The following is a 16,133-nucleotide window of genomic DNA, read 5'->3' as shown; positions in this document are numbered from 1 at the left end:
CACCGGTGAGGACCCCGCCTGACCCTCCGTTGGGAGAGCGACATGCGCAGACTCCTCCGATCCGCCCTCGGCGCGGTCACCGCCGCCGCCGCGGTGCTCGCCTGCACCACCCCTGCCACCCCGGCCAGTGCGGCGGACGCTCCGTACGACGTGCTGGTGTTCTCGAAGACCGCCGGGTTCCGGCACGATTCGATCGCCGTGGGCATCCAGGCGATCCGGGAACTCGGCACGGCGAACAACTTCACCGTCACCGCGACCGAGGACGCGTCCCGGTTCACCACGGCGAACCTGGCCCAGTACGAGGCGGTGATCTTCCTCAACACCACCGGTGACGTCCTGGACGCCAGCCAGCAGACCGCCTTCGAGTCGTACGTCAACGGCGGCGGCGGCTACGTCGGCGTCCACTCGGCGTCCGACACCGAGTACGACTGGTCCTACTACGGCAACCTGGTGGGCGGCTACTTCTCCTCCCACCCGGCCATCCAGCAGGCCACCATCAAGGTCGAGAACCGGGCCCACCCGGCCACCGGCCACCTGTCGTCCAACTGGACCCGCACCGACGAGTGGTACAACTTCCGGGCCAACCCCCGGTCCTCGGCCCGGGTCCTCGCCGCCCTGGACGAGTCGTCGTACTCGGGCGGGTCGATGGGTGGTGACCATCCGATCTCCTGGTGCAAGACGGTCAACTCCGGTCGGTCGTTCTACACCGGCCTGGGCCACACCCAGGCGTCGTACTCGGAGGCGGCGTTCCGGTCGCACCTGCTCGGCGGCATCCGGTACGCGTCCGGTCGGGCCAAGGCGGACTGCCGTCCGGAGACCGGCTACACCGCCCTCTACAACGGCTCCACCACCGGCTGGACCCAGGCCGGGCCGGGCAGCTTCACCAACAGCGACGCCACCCTCACCTCCGTGGGTGGCATGGGAATGCTCTGGTACAGCGCCAAGGAGTTCGCCAGCTACTCGCTGAAGCTGGACTGGCGGATGCCCGGCGACGACAACTCCGGCGTGGTCCTCGGCTTCCCGGCCGGCAGCAGCCCGGACGGGGCCCTGGCGAGCGGCTACGAGGTCCAGATCGACGCCACCGACGCGGCCGACCGGACCACCGGCGCGATCTACGGGGTGAAGTCCGCCGACATCGCCGCCCGGGACGCCGCACTGAACCCACCGGGCGAGTGGAACAGCTACGAACTGCTGGTCGAGGGGGAACGCCTCCAGGTCTTCCTCAACGGTACGAAGATCAACGACTTCACCAACACCGACCCGGCCCGAGGGCTGGCCGGCCACATCGGCATCCAGAACCACGGCACCGGTGACGACGTCTCGTTCCGCAACATCCGGATCAAGGAACTGGGCACCACCCCGCCGCCGGGCGGCAACACCGTCGTCCAGGCCGAGGCGTACACCTCGGCCAGCGGGGTCACCAAGGTCTCCAAGTCCTCCGCCAACGGCGGACAGGCCGTCGGCTACATCGATCCGGGCGACTGGACCGCGTACCAGTCGGTCAACCTGACCGGGGTCACCGCGCTGCGCGCCCGGACCGCCTCCGCCGGGGCCGGCGGCACCATCCAGGTCCGTACCGGCTCGCCCACCGGCACCGTGCTCGGCCAGGTCGCGGTGCCCGTCACCGGCAGCTGGGACAGCTTCACCACGGTCACCGCCAACCTGTCCGGGGTCCCGTCCGGCAGCCAGAACCTGTACCTGACGTTCACCGGCTCCGGCGGCAGCCTGTTCGACATCGACGAGTTCACCCTCGTCCGCTCCGGCACCAACCCCGACCCCGGCACCGGGGGACGGATCGTCGGGCTGGGCGGCAAGTGCCTGGACGTGCGGAACGGCTCGTCGACGGACGGCACGCAGATCCAGATCTTCACCTGCAACGGTGCGACCGGCCAGCAGTGGACGGTGACGCCGAACGGCCCGATCAAGGCGCTGAACAAGTGCCTGGACGTCAACGCCGGCGCGTCGGCCGACGGCACGAAGATCCAGCTCTGGACCTGCAGCGGCGGCGGCCCGCAGAACTGGTCCGCCCAGGCGGACGGCTCGCTGCGTAACCCGGCGACCGGCAAGTGCCTGGACGTCTCCAACAACAGCGCCACCGACGGTCAGGCGGTCCACCTGTGGTCCTGCCACGGCGGCGCGAACCAGAAGTGGACCCTGCCCTGACCCGGTAGGTGAAGACGGAGCCCCCGCTGCCGGCCCGGACCGGCAGCGGGGGCTCCGGCCGTCATGACGGCCGCGTCGCCCGGCCCGGCGGGAGAGTCCCCGGATCGGGCCTTCCCCCGCGGCGGCGACGGTCCTAGAGTGGGCAGCGGCAGCCGTCGTCGGCGGCCGGTGACCCGGCGGGAGGCGCAACCCGCTGGGTTCCAGGTGCGTACGCGCCCGCCGGCCCACCGCAGCGGCCTGGCCCCGTGTCCCGGGGCCGGTCACCCTCGCCCCGGTCCCGCACCCACCGGAATCCCCCGTCCAGATCAGGGGAGAAGAAGGACCATGGCGCGACCGATCACGCTCTTCACCGGCCAGTGGGCCGATCTGCCGTTCGAGGAGGTCTGCCGGCTGGCCTCGGAGTGGGGCTACGACGGGCTGGAGATCGCCTGCTGGGGCGACCACTTCGAGGTCGACAAGGCGCTCGCCGACGACTCGTACGTCGAGCGCAAGAAGGAGACGCTGGCCAAGTACAACCTCCAGGTCTTCACGATCTCCAACCACCTGGTCGGCCAGGCGGTCTGCGACCACCCGATCGACGAGCGCCACCAGGACATCCTGCCGGCCCGGATCTGGGGCGACGGGGAGCCCGAGGGGGTCCGCCAGCGGGCCGCCGAGGAGATCAAGGACACCGCGCGGGCCGCCGCGAAGCTCGGCGTGAACACCGTCGTCGGGTTCACCGGCTCGTCGATCTGGCACACCCTGGCGATGTTCCCGCCGGTGCCGCCGGCCATGATCGAGCGCGGCTACCAGGACTTCGCCGACCGGTGGAACCCGATCCTCGACGTCTTCGACGAGGTGGGTGTGCGCTTCGCCCACGAGGTACACCCCAGTGAGATCGCCTACGACTACTGGACCACCAAGCGGACCCTGGAGGCGATCGGGCACCGGCCGGCGTTCGGCCTGAACTGGGACCCGTCGCACTTCGTCTGGCAGGAGCTGGACCCGGTGAACTTCATCTTCGACTTCGCCGACCGGATCTACCACGTCGACTGCAAGGACGCGAAGGTGCGTACCGGTGACGGGCGGCGGGGCCGGCTCGCGTCCCACCTGCCCTGGGCGGACCTGCGGCGCGGCTGGGACTTCGTCTCCACCGGCCACGGTGACGTGCCGTGGGAGGACTGCTTCCGGGCGTTGAACGCGATCGGCTACGACGGGCCGATCTCGATCGAGTGGGAGGACGCCGGAATGGACCGGCTGGTCGGCGCGCCCGAGGCGCTCCAGTTCGTCCGCCGGCTCGCCTTCGACGCCCCGTCGGCGGCCTTCGACGCCGCGTTCAGCAGCAAGGACTGAGAACGCTCGGCGGGGCTGGGTCCGGGCGTACCGGAACGGCCCCGCCGCACAACCGGCCGGGGCCGGGTCCGGAATCATCCGGACCCGGCCCCGGGCCGTTCGGTTCTCAGCCGCGCAGCTTCGACATGTGCTGGTAGCTGATCTCGGCGTAGCGCAGCGACCGGCCCGGGTCGGCGGTGCCGCCCGGCGCGTTGTCCTGCTCCCACATCGGGTTGTGGTATCCCTTCGCGCCCATGTTGGCGAAGAAGTTGCCGTAGTCGATGTCACCCTGGCCGAGCGGCGCGAACTCGTACCCGTTGGTGACGTTGGGGTTGCGCTTGCCGTCCTTGGCGTGGAACAGCGGGAACCGCATGGTCCGGGCCCGCACCATGGCCAGCGGGTCGAAGATGTTGGTCTGGGCCACACCGTCCGGGTCGGTGTAGGTGTGCCACCGGTGCTGGGCCACGTGCGCCCAGTAGATGTCCAGCTCGAAGAAGACGTGCTCCGGGTTGGTCTGCTCGAAGAAGTACTCCAGCTTCCGGATGCCGGACGAGCGGGTCGGCCGACCCAGGGCGTCCAGCGGGCCGCTGTCCAGCAGGAAGTTGTACGCGGCGTCGTGGTTGTGGGTGTAGAGCTTGAGGCCGCGGCTGGCGGCCAGCTCGCCCAGGATGTTCCACCGCTCGGCGGCGGCGTCCCAGTCGGCCTTGTAGTTGCTGTTGGTCGGGTCCGAGCCGGTGCCGATGTAGTTCATCCCGAGGGTCGCGGCGATGTCGAGCTGCGCCTCGAACGCGGCGAGGGTGGTCGGGGTGATGGTGCTCGGGACGGAGGCGTGGCTGCCGTTGGCCCGCAGCCCGTTGTCGTCCAGGATCTTGCGGATCTCGGCGGCGGTGATCTGCCGGCCCAGGATCGAGGTGTTCTGGTTGTAGCCGGCGAACTCGATCTCCTTGTAGCCGATCTCGGCCAGCCGGCCCAGCACCCGCTCGAAGCCGTACGGGACGCCGCTGTCGTCCGGGACGGCGGAGATCCGGTCCCGGACGCTGTAGAGGATGATGCCGCGCTTGCCGGGCGGGACCAGGACGCCGTTGGCGGCGCTGGCGGTGCCGGAGATCCCGGTGGCGCCGAGGGCCGCCGCGCCGGCCACACCGGCGGCGGTGCCGAGCAGCCGACGGCGGCTCATGCCCTGCTGGTTGTCGCTCATGTCAGGTGCTGCCTTCCTTGATGGGGTGGTGGCGGCCCGGACGGACGTGGTGGGCCTGCCGGTTGGTGGTGGTTGCCGGGGGTGGGACCGCCGCAGTCGATCCCACCCCCGGTCGGAGGTCAGGGCGTGACGCCGATGCCCTGGCCGGTGAACTGGACCCAGTTGAGGTTGCCGAAACCGCTGGTCGGACCACCGGGGACGGTGGTGAAGACCAGGTAGAGCCGGCGGCTGCCACCCGGGTCGGTGAACGGGACGGTGGTGCTGGTGAAGGCGGTGTTGCCGGTGGTCGCGTTGACCGTGGCGGTGGTCAGCAGCGGGCCGGTGGGGGAGTCGAGCCGGAACTCGACGCCGAACCGGGGCTGACCGGCGGTGGCGGCGCTGCCGCCGGAGGTACGCAGCGTGACCGACTGCATGTTCGTCAGGTTCACGGTGCCGTTAATGGCGATCCAGTCACCCGGGTCGAGGCTGCCGCGCTGCTGCCCGCCGCCGACGTCACCGGTGTTGCCGACGGTGGTGCCGGACTGCTCCCGGGCGAACTCGACCTGCTGCAACTTGGCCTGGATGATCTGCTGGTCCACGGTGGTCAACGCGGGCTGACCGTTGGCGCCCTTGTCGGTGTACGACGCGCTGATGACCCCGAAGATGTAGCCGCCGTGTGAGGCGTCGTCCGGGTCGGTCGGCAGCACGCCGGAGCATCCGAAGGTGTTGGCCCCGCCGTGGCCGTGCTCGTCGTGCCCGAGGACGAAGGTGACCTCGACCTTGGAGCAGTCGACCGGCCCGTCCTCCGGGTCGGTGACGGTGACGGTGAACGGGATGTTGTCGCCCCACTCGAAGAAGCCGCCCTCGACGGGGGTGGTGACGGTGACGGTCGGCGCGGTGTTGCCGACGGTGATGGTGGTGTTGGCCGACGAGGACTTCCCGCTGGAGTCGGTCACCGTCAACCGCGCCGTGTAGACGCCGTTGGTGGTGTAGGTGAACGACGGGTTCGGGTCGATCGAGTCGGTGGTGCCGTTGCCGTCGAAGTCCCAGGCGAACGAGATCGAGTCGGCCGGGTCGGGGTCGTTCGACCCTTCGCTGGAGAAGGCGACGGTCAGCGGCGCGCGTCCGTTGGTCGGGGTGGCGTTGAGCACCGCGTTGGGGGCGCGCAGACCCTTGACGTAGCTGAACTTCAGCATCGCCGCGTCGGGGTTGATGTTGAAGAAGCCGTCGCCGTAGGTCAGCAGGTAGAGGTTGCCGTCCGCGCCCCAGCGCATGTCCATCGGGTTGTCGCAGAGGAACGGCCGGGCCGGGGTCGCGGGCGCCGGCCCGCAGTTCAACAGGTTGTTGATCTTCAGGATGTCACCGTTGGCGTCGAGCCGGACCTCCTTCAGGGTGTCCCGGGTGAACTCGCCGAAGATGATCGACTGGTCGAAGTACTCGGGGAACTTGGTCTCCGACGCCAGGTTCGGGTCGTAGTCGTACTTCGCCGCGCCGTGCGGGCCGACCCCGCCGGTGCCCAGCTCCGGGAAGAGCACCGGACAGGTCTGCGTCGGCGTCGACAGGTACGACTCCGGGCACGGCGTGGGCGCCTGGAACGAGTACCACAGCTCCGACTTCTTCACCGCCGGCAGGGCGGTCAGACCGGTGTTGTGCCGCGAGGTGTTCTTCGGTGCCGCGCAGTCGAACGGCGCGACCGGCGAGATCGGGCTGGTGGTCCAGTTCATTTCGATGTACGGCAGGTTCGGCTGCACACACAGCGGCCAGCCGTAGTTCGCCGGCGCGTCGACCACCATCATCCGACCGGTGCCCGCCGGCCCCCGCCCGACAGCGGCGGTGGAGGAGTCGGGGGAGTAGTCGGTGATGTACGCGACGTCGTTCTTGTCGAGGGTGATCCGGAACGGGTTCCGCAGGCCCATCGCGTAGATTTCCGGGCGGGTCTTGTCACCCGGGTCCTGCGCCTCCGGGAACATGTTCCCGGAGGGGATGGTGTAGCTGCCGTCCGGCTGGACGCTGATCCGCAGGATCTTGCCCCGCAGGTCGTTGGTGTTCGACGAGGTACGCCGGGCGTCCGCGAACGGCGGCTGGTAGACGCCGGTGGCGCTGACCGAGTCGTTGTGCGGGGAGAAGCCGCCCGAGCCGCCCGCCCCGGACGGGGTGTCGTCGCCGGTGACCAGCCAGAGGTTGTTCTTCGAGTCGAAGGCGATGTCACCGGCCACGTGGCAGCAGGCGCCCCGGTCCACCGGGACCTGCATGATCTTCTGCTCGGTGCTCACGTCCAGCGACGGGTTCGGCCCGTCGACGAACTTGAACCGGGAGAGCTGGAAGTAGCCCTTCCACTGTTCCCACGCGTTCGGGTCGGTGCTGGTGACCGGCGCCGCGCCGGTGGGGGTGTCCAGCGGTGGGGCGTAGTACAGGTAGACCCACTTGTTGTTGGCGAAGTCGTTGTCGATCGCCGGGCCGTACATCCCGTCTTCGCTGTGGGTGTAGACCGGGATCTGGGCCAACACGGTGGTCTCGTTGGTCGTCGCGTCGTGCAGGCGGACGCCGCCGCGCCGGTCGGTCTGGATCACCCGGCCGTCCGGGAGCACGTCGAACCCGATCGGCTCGTTGACGTTGGGCTGCGCCCCGACCACGGTCATCTGGTAGTTCGCCCACACGGTCGCGCCGCAGTCGCCGTCGGTCACCCCGGCGGCCCACTGGATCGCCCCGCCCAGGTGGGCCTGGGTGTCCACGCTGCGGAAGCTCTGCGCGGTGGCGCCCAGCCCGGTGTAGAAGGACCGGCCGCCCTGGTAGTCCTTGCACCAGGTGACCGGGTGGTCGAAGCCCATGGTGCCACCGGTGTACGTCTTCTCGTCCACCGTGGCGAGCACGTGCGAGACGCCACGGACGTTGGTCGCGAAGTTGTACCACCGGTCGGTGTGCTGCCAGCGCTCCGGCAGGGCCTCCGAGGCCGGGTGCACCCGGTCGGCGACGGTGATGGTGGCCGGGCTGACCTCGGCGGCCCCGGTGGCGCGGGTACCGAGGACGTCGGTCAGGAAGGACCACTCGGGTTCGGCCTCGATGGCCGAGTGCACGCCGACGAAGCCACCGCCCTCACGGTAGTACTGCTCGAAGGCGGCCTGCTGGGTGTCGTTGAGGACGTCACCGGCGGTGTTCAGGAAGACCACCGCGCGGAACTGCTTGAGGTGCGCCTCGTCGAACTTGCGGGCGTCGTCGGTGACCTCGACGGTGAACCGCCGGTCCTTGCCGAGCTGCCGCACGGCCTGCACGCCGGCGGCGGTGGCGGCGTGGTTGCCGCCGGAGGACTTGGTGAAGACGAGGACCTTGTACTGGATGCCGTTGGGGGAGGCGGGGGTGGTGGTGGCGGCAGCGAGTGCCGGAGCCGGTTGTGGTGGCGTCGTCGCCACCAGGCTCGCCCCGACGAGGGCGAGAAGGCTGAGGTGGGTGGCGGCCCTGCGGCCGATCGGTCTGCGCATCGAACCTCGCTCTGGGGAGGCGGGTCCGCCTCAGCCGGGGACGGGCTGAGGAGGGTGGTTAGCGGGTTGAGAGCCTGGCCAGGTTCGTAGCAGGACCATATTTGTGACACCGCCGAAAGAGAAGTAGCCGAAGGGAGGAGTTTTTTTGGAAGTGCTCCTACTTTCGCTCCCTGAAACAAAAGTGGGCTGAACAGCGCTGATGGTGAGTCGCCGCGCACACGACAGCGGGCCGGCCACCCGAAGGTGACCGGCCCGCTACGGATCGGTTATGTCAGGCGGGGGTGTTCCCCGCCCCGGTCGGCTTGCTGCGGTTGGTGCTGCCCGGTCCGGTGCTGCCGACCGACGACGTGCCGCCGGCGGTGGTCCCGGTGGTGGCCCCCGTCTTCGCGCCGACGGTGGCCGGCGTGCCAGCGAACGCGTCGTCGGCCGAGGTGAGCTGCTGCCGGTCGCCGTTGCCGGTGGCCAGCTTCTCACCCAGCTTCGAGTGGCTGAGCTTGTCCTTGCCCTCGCTGTAGAGCCGGTTCGCCTGAGCCTGGGCGACGCCCGCCGCCTCCTGCACGGTCGGGTGGTCCAGCACCTTGCGGCCCCGTACGACCAGCTCCTCGTACTTCTCCCGGCCGGCACGGGCGCCCAGGACGAATCCCGCAGCCAGCCCGCCAAGGAACATGATCTTTCCGCGCATGGCGGCTCCCTTCGTACCTGACGCGCCACCGACCCCGTGCCGGGAATCCGGCCGAGGCGGTCGTGTCGCGCCTGCTTCCGCTGTCGGCAGCTAACTACCCATCCTGCTCCGCGCTCATACCTCCTTGCGCCCGGATGACGATTTGTCCGCCTTCGTGGCGTTTCTAAGTTGCCGGGTAACCCCCTGGACTGTTGCCGGGTAACCCCCTGGACCAACACCCCCCGGAGTCCTGTACTCTTGTCCCGTCGCACCGAGCGGAGAGATCCGCACCGGGACGCGATCCCCCGTAGCTCAATTGGCAGAGCAGCCGGCTGTTAACCGGCAGGTTTTTGGTTCGAGTCCAAACGGGGGAGCTTCTCCACTCCTCAGCCCGTCGGTCACTCCCGGCGGGCTTCGTCGTATCCCCGGCCCGGCGCTCGGCCTCGACCCCCGGTTTCGCTCCCGCGCCGCTCCCGTACCGCCGGTTTTGCCCCGTGGCGCCGCACCGCCCGGCAGGATGACCAGTGTCGGCTTAGACTCCGGCTGCGTCGATTCATGCGTCGCTTCCGGTACGGACGGGGGGAGATGGCCGGGAAACCGCGGCACGGCACGGCCACGCTGGTCGCGGTGGCCGTCGTGCTCGGCTGGCTGGTGGTCGGCGCGGTCGCCGGCCCGTACGCGGGCAAGCTCGGCGACGTCGCCACCAACGACAACGCCGCCTTCCTCCCCACCGACGCCGAAGCGACCCGGGCCCAGGACCTGGCCGCCGGCTTCGTCAAGGAACCGACCACCCCCGCCCTGGTGGTGTACGAACGCACCAGCGGCATCACCGCCGCCGACCGCCAACAGGCCGCCGCCGACGCGGCCGAGTTCGCCCGGGTGCCCGGGGTGGTCGGCCCGCTGCCCCCGCCCATCCCCAGCGAGGACGGCCAGGCCCTCCAGGTGGTCGTTCCGATCGACGACTCGGCGGGGGAACGGATCAGCGAGGTCGTCGACGAGCTACGGCGCATCGCCGGCAACGGATCCGGCGGGCTGACCGTCAACGTGGCCGGACCGGCCGGACTGCTCGCCGACCTGATCGAGGTCTTCACCGCCATCGACGGCACCCTGCTCGTGGTCACCCTGGTCGTGGTGCTGGTCATCCTGCTGATCGTCTACCGCAGCCCGGTGCTCTGGATCGCCCCGCTGCTCGCCGCCGGCATGTCCTTCGCCCTCGCCGCCGTCTTCGTGTACCTGCTCGCCGACGCCGGCGTGGTCAAGCTGAACGGGCAGGCGCAGGGCATCCTCACCGTACTGGTCTTCGGGGCCGGCACCGACTACGCGCTGCTGCTGATCGCCCGGTACCGGGAGGAACTGCACCGGCACGACCGACCCCCGGCCGCCATGCGCGCCGCCTGGCGGGGCGCCGCCCCGGCCATCGTCGCCTCCGGCGGCACCACCATCGCCAGCCTGCTCTGCCTGCTGCTGTCCAGCCTCAACTCCAACCGGGCCCTCGGGCCGGTCGCCGCCATCGGCATCGCCGCCACCCTGCTGGTGATGCTCACCTTCCTGCCCGCCCTGCTGGTCCTCGGCGGACGCTGGGCGTTCTGGCCCCGGGTACCGCACCCCGACCGGGCCGACCCGCAGACCGAACACCGCCTCTGGACCCGGATCGCCGACTTCGTGGCCCGCCGGGCCCGGCCGGTCTGGCTGGTCACCGCCGTCGCGCTGGCCGTCCTCGCGCTCGGTCTCACCCAGTTGGGCGCGACCACCCTCGGCCAGTCCGACCTGTTCACCACCCGCACCGACTCGGTCGCCGGGCAGGAGGTGATCGCCCGGCACTACCCGGGCGGCACCGGCAGCCCGGCCACCATCTTCACCCGGCAGCAGACCGCCCAGCAGGTCGCCGAGGTGGCCCGGGGCGTACCCGGGGTGGCCGCCGTCCGTCCGGTCACCGGGGACACCGCCGGCCCGCCCGACCCGGCCGCCCCGCCCAGGGTGGTCGACGGACGGATCGAACTCGAGGCCACCCTCGCCGACCCACCGGACAGCGACGCCGCCGAACGCACCATCCGTGACCTGCGGGAGGCCGTGCACCGGGTACCCGGGGCCGACGCGGTGGTCGGCGGCTTCACCGCCATCAACGTGGACACCTCGGACGCGGCCACCCGCGACCAGAACGTGATCATCCCGGTGGTGCTGGCGGTGATCGCGCTGATCCTGGCCCTGCTGCTGCGCGCCCTGCTCGCCCCGCTGCTGCTGATCCTCACCGTGCTGCTGTCGTACGCGGCCACCCTCGGGCTGTGCGCGCTGGTCTTCCGGTACCTGTTCGACTTCCCCGGTGTCGACGCGTCCTTCCCGCTGTTCGCCTTCGTCTTCCTGGTCGCGCTCGGCATCGACTACAACATCTTCCTGATGAGCCGGGTCCGGCAGGAGTCGGTCCGGCGGGGCACCCGACCCGGCGTCCGGCACGGGCTGGTGGTGACCGGCGGCGTCATCACGTCCGCCGGGGTCGTCCTCGCCGCCACCTTCTCCGCGCTGGCCGTACTCCCGCTGGTGGTGCTGGTGGAACTCGGCGTCGCGGTCGCGGTCGGCGTCCTCATCGACACCATCGTGGTCCGGTCGCTGCTGGTCCCCGCGCTCGCCCACGACCTCGGCCCCCGGATCTGGTGGCCGGGCCGACTGTCCCGCGCTCCCCAACCCGAGGAGAGACCGACCGATGCCCGCTGACCCCGACGTCGTCATCGTCGGCGGCGGCCTGGCCGGCCTGGCCGCCGCCCGCCGCCTGCACCGCGCCGGCGTACCCTGGCGACTGGTCGAGGCCGGCGACCGGATCGGCGGCCGGGTAGCCACCGACGAGGTCGACGGATACCGGCTCGACCGGGGCTTCCAGGTCCTCAACACCGCGTACCCGAAACTCGGCACCCTGCTCGACCCGGACACCCTGAACCTCGGCTGGTTCACCTCCGGCGTGCTGGTCCGCCGGGGCGGGGAGCTGGTCCGCCTGGTCCATCCGGTCCGCGAGCCGGCCGGCACCCCCGGCACCGCCCTGGCCGGCATCGGCACGTTCACCGACCGGCTCCGGTTCGCCCTGCTCGCCACCGGCTGCGCCACCCTGCCGCCGCGCCGGCTGCTGGACGCCGCGGAGAGCACCAGCGAGACCGCGCTGCGCCGGGCCGGTCTCTCCGACGCCATCATCGAGGAGCTGCTGCGGCCGTTCCTCTCCGGCGTCCTCGTCGACCGGGAACTGGAGACCTCCAGCCGGGTGCTGGCGATGGTGCTGCGCTCGTTCGTTCGGGGCAGGATCGGGCTGCCCGCCGAGGGGATGGGCGCGCTGCCCCGGGCCGTCGCCGCGCCGCTGCCGGCCGACCTGATCGACCTACGGACACCGGTGACGGCGGTCGCGTCCGGCCGGGTCCGCACCGCCGACGGCGAGCTGCGCTGCCGCGCCGTGCTGGTCGCCGTCGACCCGCCGGCCGCCGCCGAACTGCTGCCGACCCTGCCCCCGGTACGGATGCACAGCTACACCACGTACTACCACAGCGCCGCCGCGCCGCCGCTCATCGAGCCGATCCTGCTGCTCGACGGGGACCGCCGCGAACTGGTCGCCAACACGGTGGTGCTCAGCAACGCCGTACCCGGGTACGCCCCCGCCGGACGGCACCTGGTCGCCACCTCGGTGGTCGGCCCGTCCGCCCCGCCCGAACCCGTCGTACGCGCCGAGGCCGCCCGCCTCTACGGCCGCCCGACCGACGAGTGGGAACACCTGACCACGATCTCGATCCCGCACGCCCTGCCGGCCGCCCCGCCCCCGCAGGGCCGGCTACGCAAGCCGGTCGCCCTCGGCGACGGTCTCTACGTGGCCGGTGACCACCGGGACAGCCCGTCCATCCAGGGGGCCCTGGCCAGCGGTTGGCGTGCCGCCGGGGCCGTGCTGCACGACCTGCGGGCGGGTCAGGGAGGTCCCCGGGCGCCCGGAGCCGCCCCCACCGGGCGTCGATGATCAGTGCAGGCTGTTATCCTCGCGTTGCCCATCGTGCCGACGATCGTCGACGCCGCGTCGGTGCGTGGTGGCCGGTGGTTGCGCGACCGGGTTAATATCCCCGCGCTGGTACGGGGGGCGGTAGCTCAGCCGGTTAGAGCAGGGGACTCATAATCCCTCGGTCGCGGGTTCGAGCCCCGCCCGCCCCACCAGGAAGAATGCAGGTTAGCCGAGCTTTCCGTGGTGCTGCTCGTGGTGCGAGCGAGCTACCGAATGTCCCCGTGGGGCTGGAAGAAGGACCTGAGCAGCCAGCACCGCACCGTCCGCGGCCAGGTCGTAACTCCGTGGCCGGTCCATGGTGGATCATGTCCGGGTGCAGGTGATCGCGGCAGCCCGCCCGGAGTGGTTCTTTCCCTTCACTGGGCTGCAGCCCGCCCAGTTCCGCCGCCTCGTTTGGCTGGTCGCCTAGCGTGGCGGTGACGCGATCGCTGACGGTCGGCCGGGCCGGCAGTGGTCTCTCGATCTCGCCGACCGGGTATGCTGGTGGCCGCGTACTGGCGCACGAACCTGACGATGCGGCAGATCGGCCCGCTGTTCGGGGTGTCGCACTCCGCTGCGCATCGGGTCATCGACACCGTCGGCCCCCTGCTCGCTCTGACGCCGGGGCGTCGGCGTCGGGTCGAGCAGATCACCATCGTCGACGGCACGCTCATCCCGACTCGGGACCACCGGCTGGCCGCCCCGAGCAAGAACTACCGCAGCACGAACCTGCAGGTCGCCATCGATGCCCACACCCGCCTCGTCGTCGCCCTCGGTGATCCGCAACCCGGCAACCGCAACGACACCATCGTCTACCGCACCAGCGGCATCGACCAGAAGCTGGCCGGACGGCCGGTCATGGCCGACGGCGCCTACCGCGGCAACCCGAGGTGATCATCCCGTACCGCAAGCCCGCCGACGGCAGCGAGCTACCCGAGTGGAAGGCGGACCTGAACAAGCAACACCGCACCGTCCGCGCGCAGGTCGAACACGCCCTGGCCCGCATGAAGACTTTCAAGATCCTGCGCGACTACCGGCGTGCCGCCAGCACATTGACCGACACCGCATCCGGCATCGCTCATCTCCACAACATCATCGTTGCCGGCTGAACGTCGACCGTTGACCGGCCAGGCTTTCACCGAGTGACGAGACATCCTTTAGCCTGAGTCGCCAGCCGCACCCTCGTGGCACGTCTGCGTTAGCGAGGGCGCGGCGCCAGTGAGGTTAATCGGCCGGAGCGTCCTCCTTGGAGGTGAGGTCAATCCAGTGATCAGACATGATTTTCCGAGCTACATTGGAAATTGCAGCGGCTGTGTTTTCTGCCTTCCCGTCGACGATCTTCTTGCCATAAGGACTGCCATCCTTGATTATTCTGGTCTTCTTGGATCCCGTCGTACTGAGCTTGTAGCCGGTGATGTCGATCCAGTGTTTGCGGTAACGAAGCCAGTCGATCCTGCTGAGGCGGCTTCTGAATTCGTCGAACGTTACGGCCACCTCTGGTGAGGTCGCATCCTTGGTCGCCTTGATATAGGCTACTTCGGCTTCCGCGGTGGTAGTGTGCTCATCGCGTAGCCCGATCCCAATCGGGGCGGCAAGTGGTGTGATGACGTCCCGCCGAGCGTCGTGATAAGCGAGCGCTATTGCCTTAAGCGCAAACGCCCATCCATGTATGTAGAGCCGCCGGTACGGTTCGCTATCCTTTGGGGTGGGGTCAAGCCAATATGGCCCAAACTCATCTTGAAGCATTAGCAGGAACTCGCGGCAGTGGGGCAGCAGATGCTCAACGTGATAGTGCTTAATCTGCTCTGGCTTTTTGGAGCCTTTCGAAATGACGTTGAGCAGCATCTGGTCCATCGTTGATAGGTCAACGATGTTCTTCGTGGCTGTCTCAGTCGCGCCCACCGATCGACCGTCCGCCAATCGGCCCTCGAAGATTGTGCCCGTGATGGCGCTCTGCCTAAGTCGGGCTAGCGCCGATGAGTTATCCATGAGGGCGACCAAGTTCTTGTTCTTCTTCGAGCCCCGTCCGTTGCGGTCTGCGAAGCTCTGACCAGCCTTGAGTGGCGTAACGTTGAGTTCGATTTCAATGGTGGTGCCGAAAGTGTCAAGAGCACCCGCCTTGATTGCGACTCCTGCCGCTGCGGCCTGAAAAAGCGCAGCGGTCTGGGTCTGCCCGTCAGACTGCATCACTGGCTTCTTGGGAAGGTACAGAATCCCGTACAGGGCCATCGGATTGCTTTCGTCGAGGGCAACGAAAATCGTGTCTGCAAATACCTCGCTGGACTGCCATCCGCTCACCGGTGGCAGGTAGGCCGTCCGGTCCCCTCTTATGGCCTCGACGTTGTACTGCTTGAAGTTTTGAAGGTTCTCCTTCTTGGCGCCCTTGAAGTCCTGCTGGGTTTGCTCGTGTGCCGATCGCATGCCAAGCGCCTCGTAGTCCTCTAGTGGTGGCGCGGCCGGATCATACCGAACGATCTCAATGAACTGCCGAAGGGTGGGATGGAGCATCACGGTGATCCGGTAGTTGGGCGACGCGCCCTTCAGGGCGAGGATTGCACCATGAACCATGTGCCTTTTCGCGAGCTCGTGTTGAAACTCGTAACGAAACCCCTCGTAGGTGGCTCGTTGTTCAGCATTACTCTGGTATCGAACAATTTTAAGGCCGCCGAAAGCTTCATCTGCGGGGATTGCTTCATTTGGAACGAGGGTGGTCCTCGGGATTGCGGGGATCGTCATCATTCGTCCTTTGCTCGTGGCGGCAGGAGTGCTGAAAGCTCAGGGATTTGGGGTAGGAGCAATGGCTCTCGAACCCTCGGTATGGCTCCGGCAAGGCGCATCTTCTCGGGAAGCATGACAACTTCGATTCCTAGGTTGAGGACCTCAATGGCCAGCGCTACCTCCGGCTGGATATGGAAGGCCGCGAGGACCCCTCGAACCTGCCGCTTGAAGGCAAGGTCTTTCCTGGCTAGTGCCAGGTAGGTCAGGATCTGCCCCAGCCCTTCGTATCCGGCGTTGATCTTGAACTCCCAGATCCGGATCGTGTCGACTCGATCGATCGTCCGCATGTCACCCCGGACCTTGCTCTCCTCGTACGTGTGCTCCGTCTGGAGCAGTCGCTCGTCCGGCCGGAACTCTCGTAGACGAGATGCGTAGAGGTCACGTATGCGGCACTCGTGGGCGTACAGCTCTTCTTCTACCACGGTGATCTCGTCCAAGTTGACCTCTAGATCTCGAAGATGCAGAGTAAGGACCGTAGCACTTGGACGTTCAATGTGGGGGGACGTGCGCCGCTGCGACGGCTGGGGCCCGATCCGTCGAGCGGGCAGGGCTGGTTCGCGGAGATCA

9 protein-coding genes, 2 tRNA genes and 1 pseudogene are annotated in these 16,133 nt (G+C 68.9%); 7 read left to right on the top strand and 5 right to left on the bottom strand.

The features are described from left to right. Window positions 1–42: 42 nt before the first annotated feature. Entirely contained in the window at window positions 43–2,163 is a 2,121-nt protein-coding gene (locus PVK37_RS30595) for a ThuA domain-containing protein (RefSeq protein ID WP_275031313.1), read from the top strand. A 324-nt stretch (window positions 2,164–2,487) separates the two neighbouring features. Further along, complete coding sequence (locus PVK37_RS30590) at window positions 2,488–3,495, top strand: sugar phosphate isomerase/epimerase family protein (RefSeq protein ID WP_275031312.1); 1,008 nt, start codon at window positions 2,488–2,490, stop codon at window positions 3,493–3,495. A 106-nt stretch (window positions 3,496–3,601) separates the two neighbouring features. On the opposite strand, the gene PVK37_RS30585 is transcribed toward PVK37_RS30590, so the two are convergent. The 3 genes from PVK37_RS30585 to PVK37_RS30575 all read right to left on the bottom strand — a co-directional run bounded on the left by PVK37_RS30585 (window position 3,602) and on the right by PVK37_RS30575 (window position 8,809). Continuing rightward, window positions 3,602–4,672, bottom strand: coding sequence for a sugar phosphate isomerase/epimerase family protein (locus PVK37_RS30585; RefSeq protein WP_275031311.1), 1,071 nt, complete (start codon window positions 4,670–4,672; stop codon window positions 3,602–3,604). A 119-nt stretch (window positions 4,673–4,791) separates the two neighbouring features. Continuing rightward, window positions 4,792–8,127 (bottom strand): ThuA domain-containing protein, encoded by a 3,336-nt coding sequence (locus tag PVK37_RS30580; protein WP_275031309.1) that lies wholly within the window; start codon window positions 8,125–8,127, stop codon window positions 4,792–4,794. Between the two features lie 271 nt (window positions 8,128–8,398). Next, window positions 8,399–8,809 (bottom strand): hypothetical protein, encoded by a 411-nt coding sequence (locus PVK37_RS30575; RefSeq protein ID WP_275031308.1) that lies wholly within the window; start codon window positions 8,807–8,809, stop codon window positions 8,399–8,401. A 280-nt stretch (window positions 8,810–9,089) separates the two neighbouring features. Between PVK37_RS30575 and PVK37_RS30570 the strand changes: the two genes are divergently transcribed. The 5 genes and pseudogenes from PVK37_RS30570 (at window position 9,090) to PVK37_RS30550 (ending at window position 13,897) form a co-directional block, all read left to right on the top strand. After that, window positions 9,090–9,162 (top strand) — tRNA-Asn (locus PVK37_RS30570). Window positions 9,163–9,373: 211 nt separating this feature from the next. Next, entirely contained in the window at window positions 9,374–11,497 is a 2,124-nt protein-coding gene (locus tag PVK37_RS30565; RefSeq protein ID WP_275031306.1) for an MMPL family transporter, read from the top strand. After that, on the top strand, window positions 11,487–12,770 hold the full coding sequence (locus tag PVK37_RS30560) for an NAD(P)/FAD-dependent oxidoreductase (protein ID WP_275031304.1): 1,284 nt from the start codon (window positions 11,487–11,489) through the stop codon (window positions 12,768–12,770). The genes PVK37_RS30565 and PVK37_RS30560 overlap by 11 nt, the downstream gene beginning before the upstream one ends. Window positions 12,771–12,884: 114 nt before the next feature. Next, a tRNA-Ile gene (locus tag PVK37_RS30555) sits at window positions 12,885–12,961 on the top strand. Window positions 12,962–13,122: 161 nt separating this feature from the next. Continuing rightward, a pseudogene (locus tag PVK37_RS30550) lies at window positions 13,123–13,897 on the top strand (transposase family protein). 115 nt (window positions 13,898–14,012) lie between these two features. Here the strand turns inward: PVK37_RS30550 and PVK37_RS30545 are convergent. Beyond that, entirely contained in the window at window positions 14,013–15,524 is a 1,512-nt protein-coding gene (locus tag PVK37_RS30545; protein WP_275031303.1) for a hypothetical protein, read from the bottom strand. Then, a complete protein-coding gene (locus PVK37_RS30540; RefSeq protein ID WP_275031302.1) occupies window positions 15,524–16,003 on the bottom strand; it encodes a hypothetical protein in 480 nt (159 codons plus the stop codon). Before PVK37_RS30540 ends, PVK37_RS30545 begins: the two co-directional genes overlap by 1 nt. Window positions 16,004–16,133: the final 130 nt, after the last annotated feature.

The organism is Micromonospora cathayae (assembly GCF_028993575.1).
Lineage (GTDB): Bacteria > Actinomycetota > Actinomycetes > Mycobacteriales > Micromonosporaceae > Micromonospora > Micromonospora cathayae.
Note: the sequence above shows the minus strand (reverse complement) of the source record. Positions and strands in the feature narration are given on the sequence as shown.

Coding starts and splice junctions, on each gene's coding strand:
- PVK37_RS30595 (WP_275031313.1), top strand. CDS start 43: ATGCGCAGACTCCTCCGATCCGCCCTCGGCGCGGTCACCGCCGCCGCC.
- PVK37_RS30590 (WP_275031312.1), top strand. CDS start 2,488: ATGGCGCGACCGATCACGCTCTTCACCGGCCAGTGGGCCGATCTGCCG.
- PVK37_RS30585 (WP_275031311.1), bottom strand. CDS start 4,672: ATGAGCGACAACCAGCAGGGCATGAGCCGCCGTCGGCTGCTCGGCACC.
- PVK37_RS30580 (WP_275031309.1), bottom strand. CDS start 8,127: ATGCGCAGACCGATCGGCCGCAGGGCCGCCACCCACCTCAGCCTTCTC.
- PVK37_RS30575 (WP_275031308.1), bottom strand. CDS start 8,809: ATGCGCGGAAAGATCATGTTCCTTGGCGGGCTGGCTGCGGGATTCGTC.
- PVK37_RS30565 (WP_275031306.1), top strand. CDS start 9,374: ATGGCCGGGAAACCGCGGCACGGCACGGCCACGCTGGTCGCGGTGGCC.
- PVK37_RS30560 (WP_275031304.1), top strand. CDS start 11,487: ATGCCCGCTGACCCCGACGTCGTCATCGTCGGCGGCGGCCTGGCCGGC.
- PVK37_RS30545 (WP_275031303.1), bottom strand. CDS start 15,524: ATGACGATCCCCGCAATCCCGAGGACCACCCTCGTTCCAAATGAAGCA.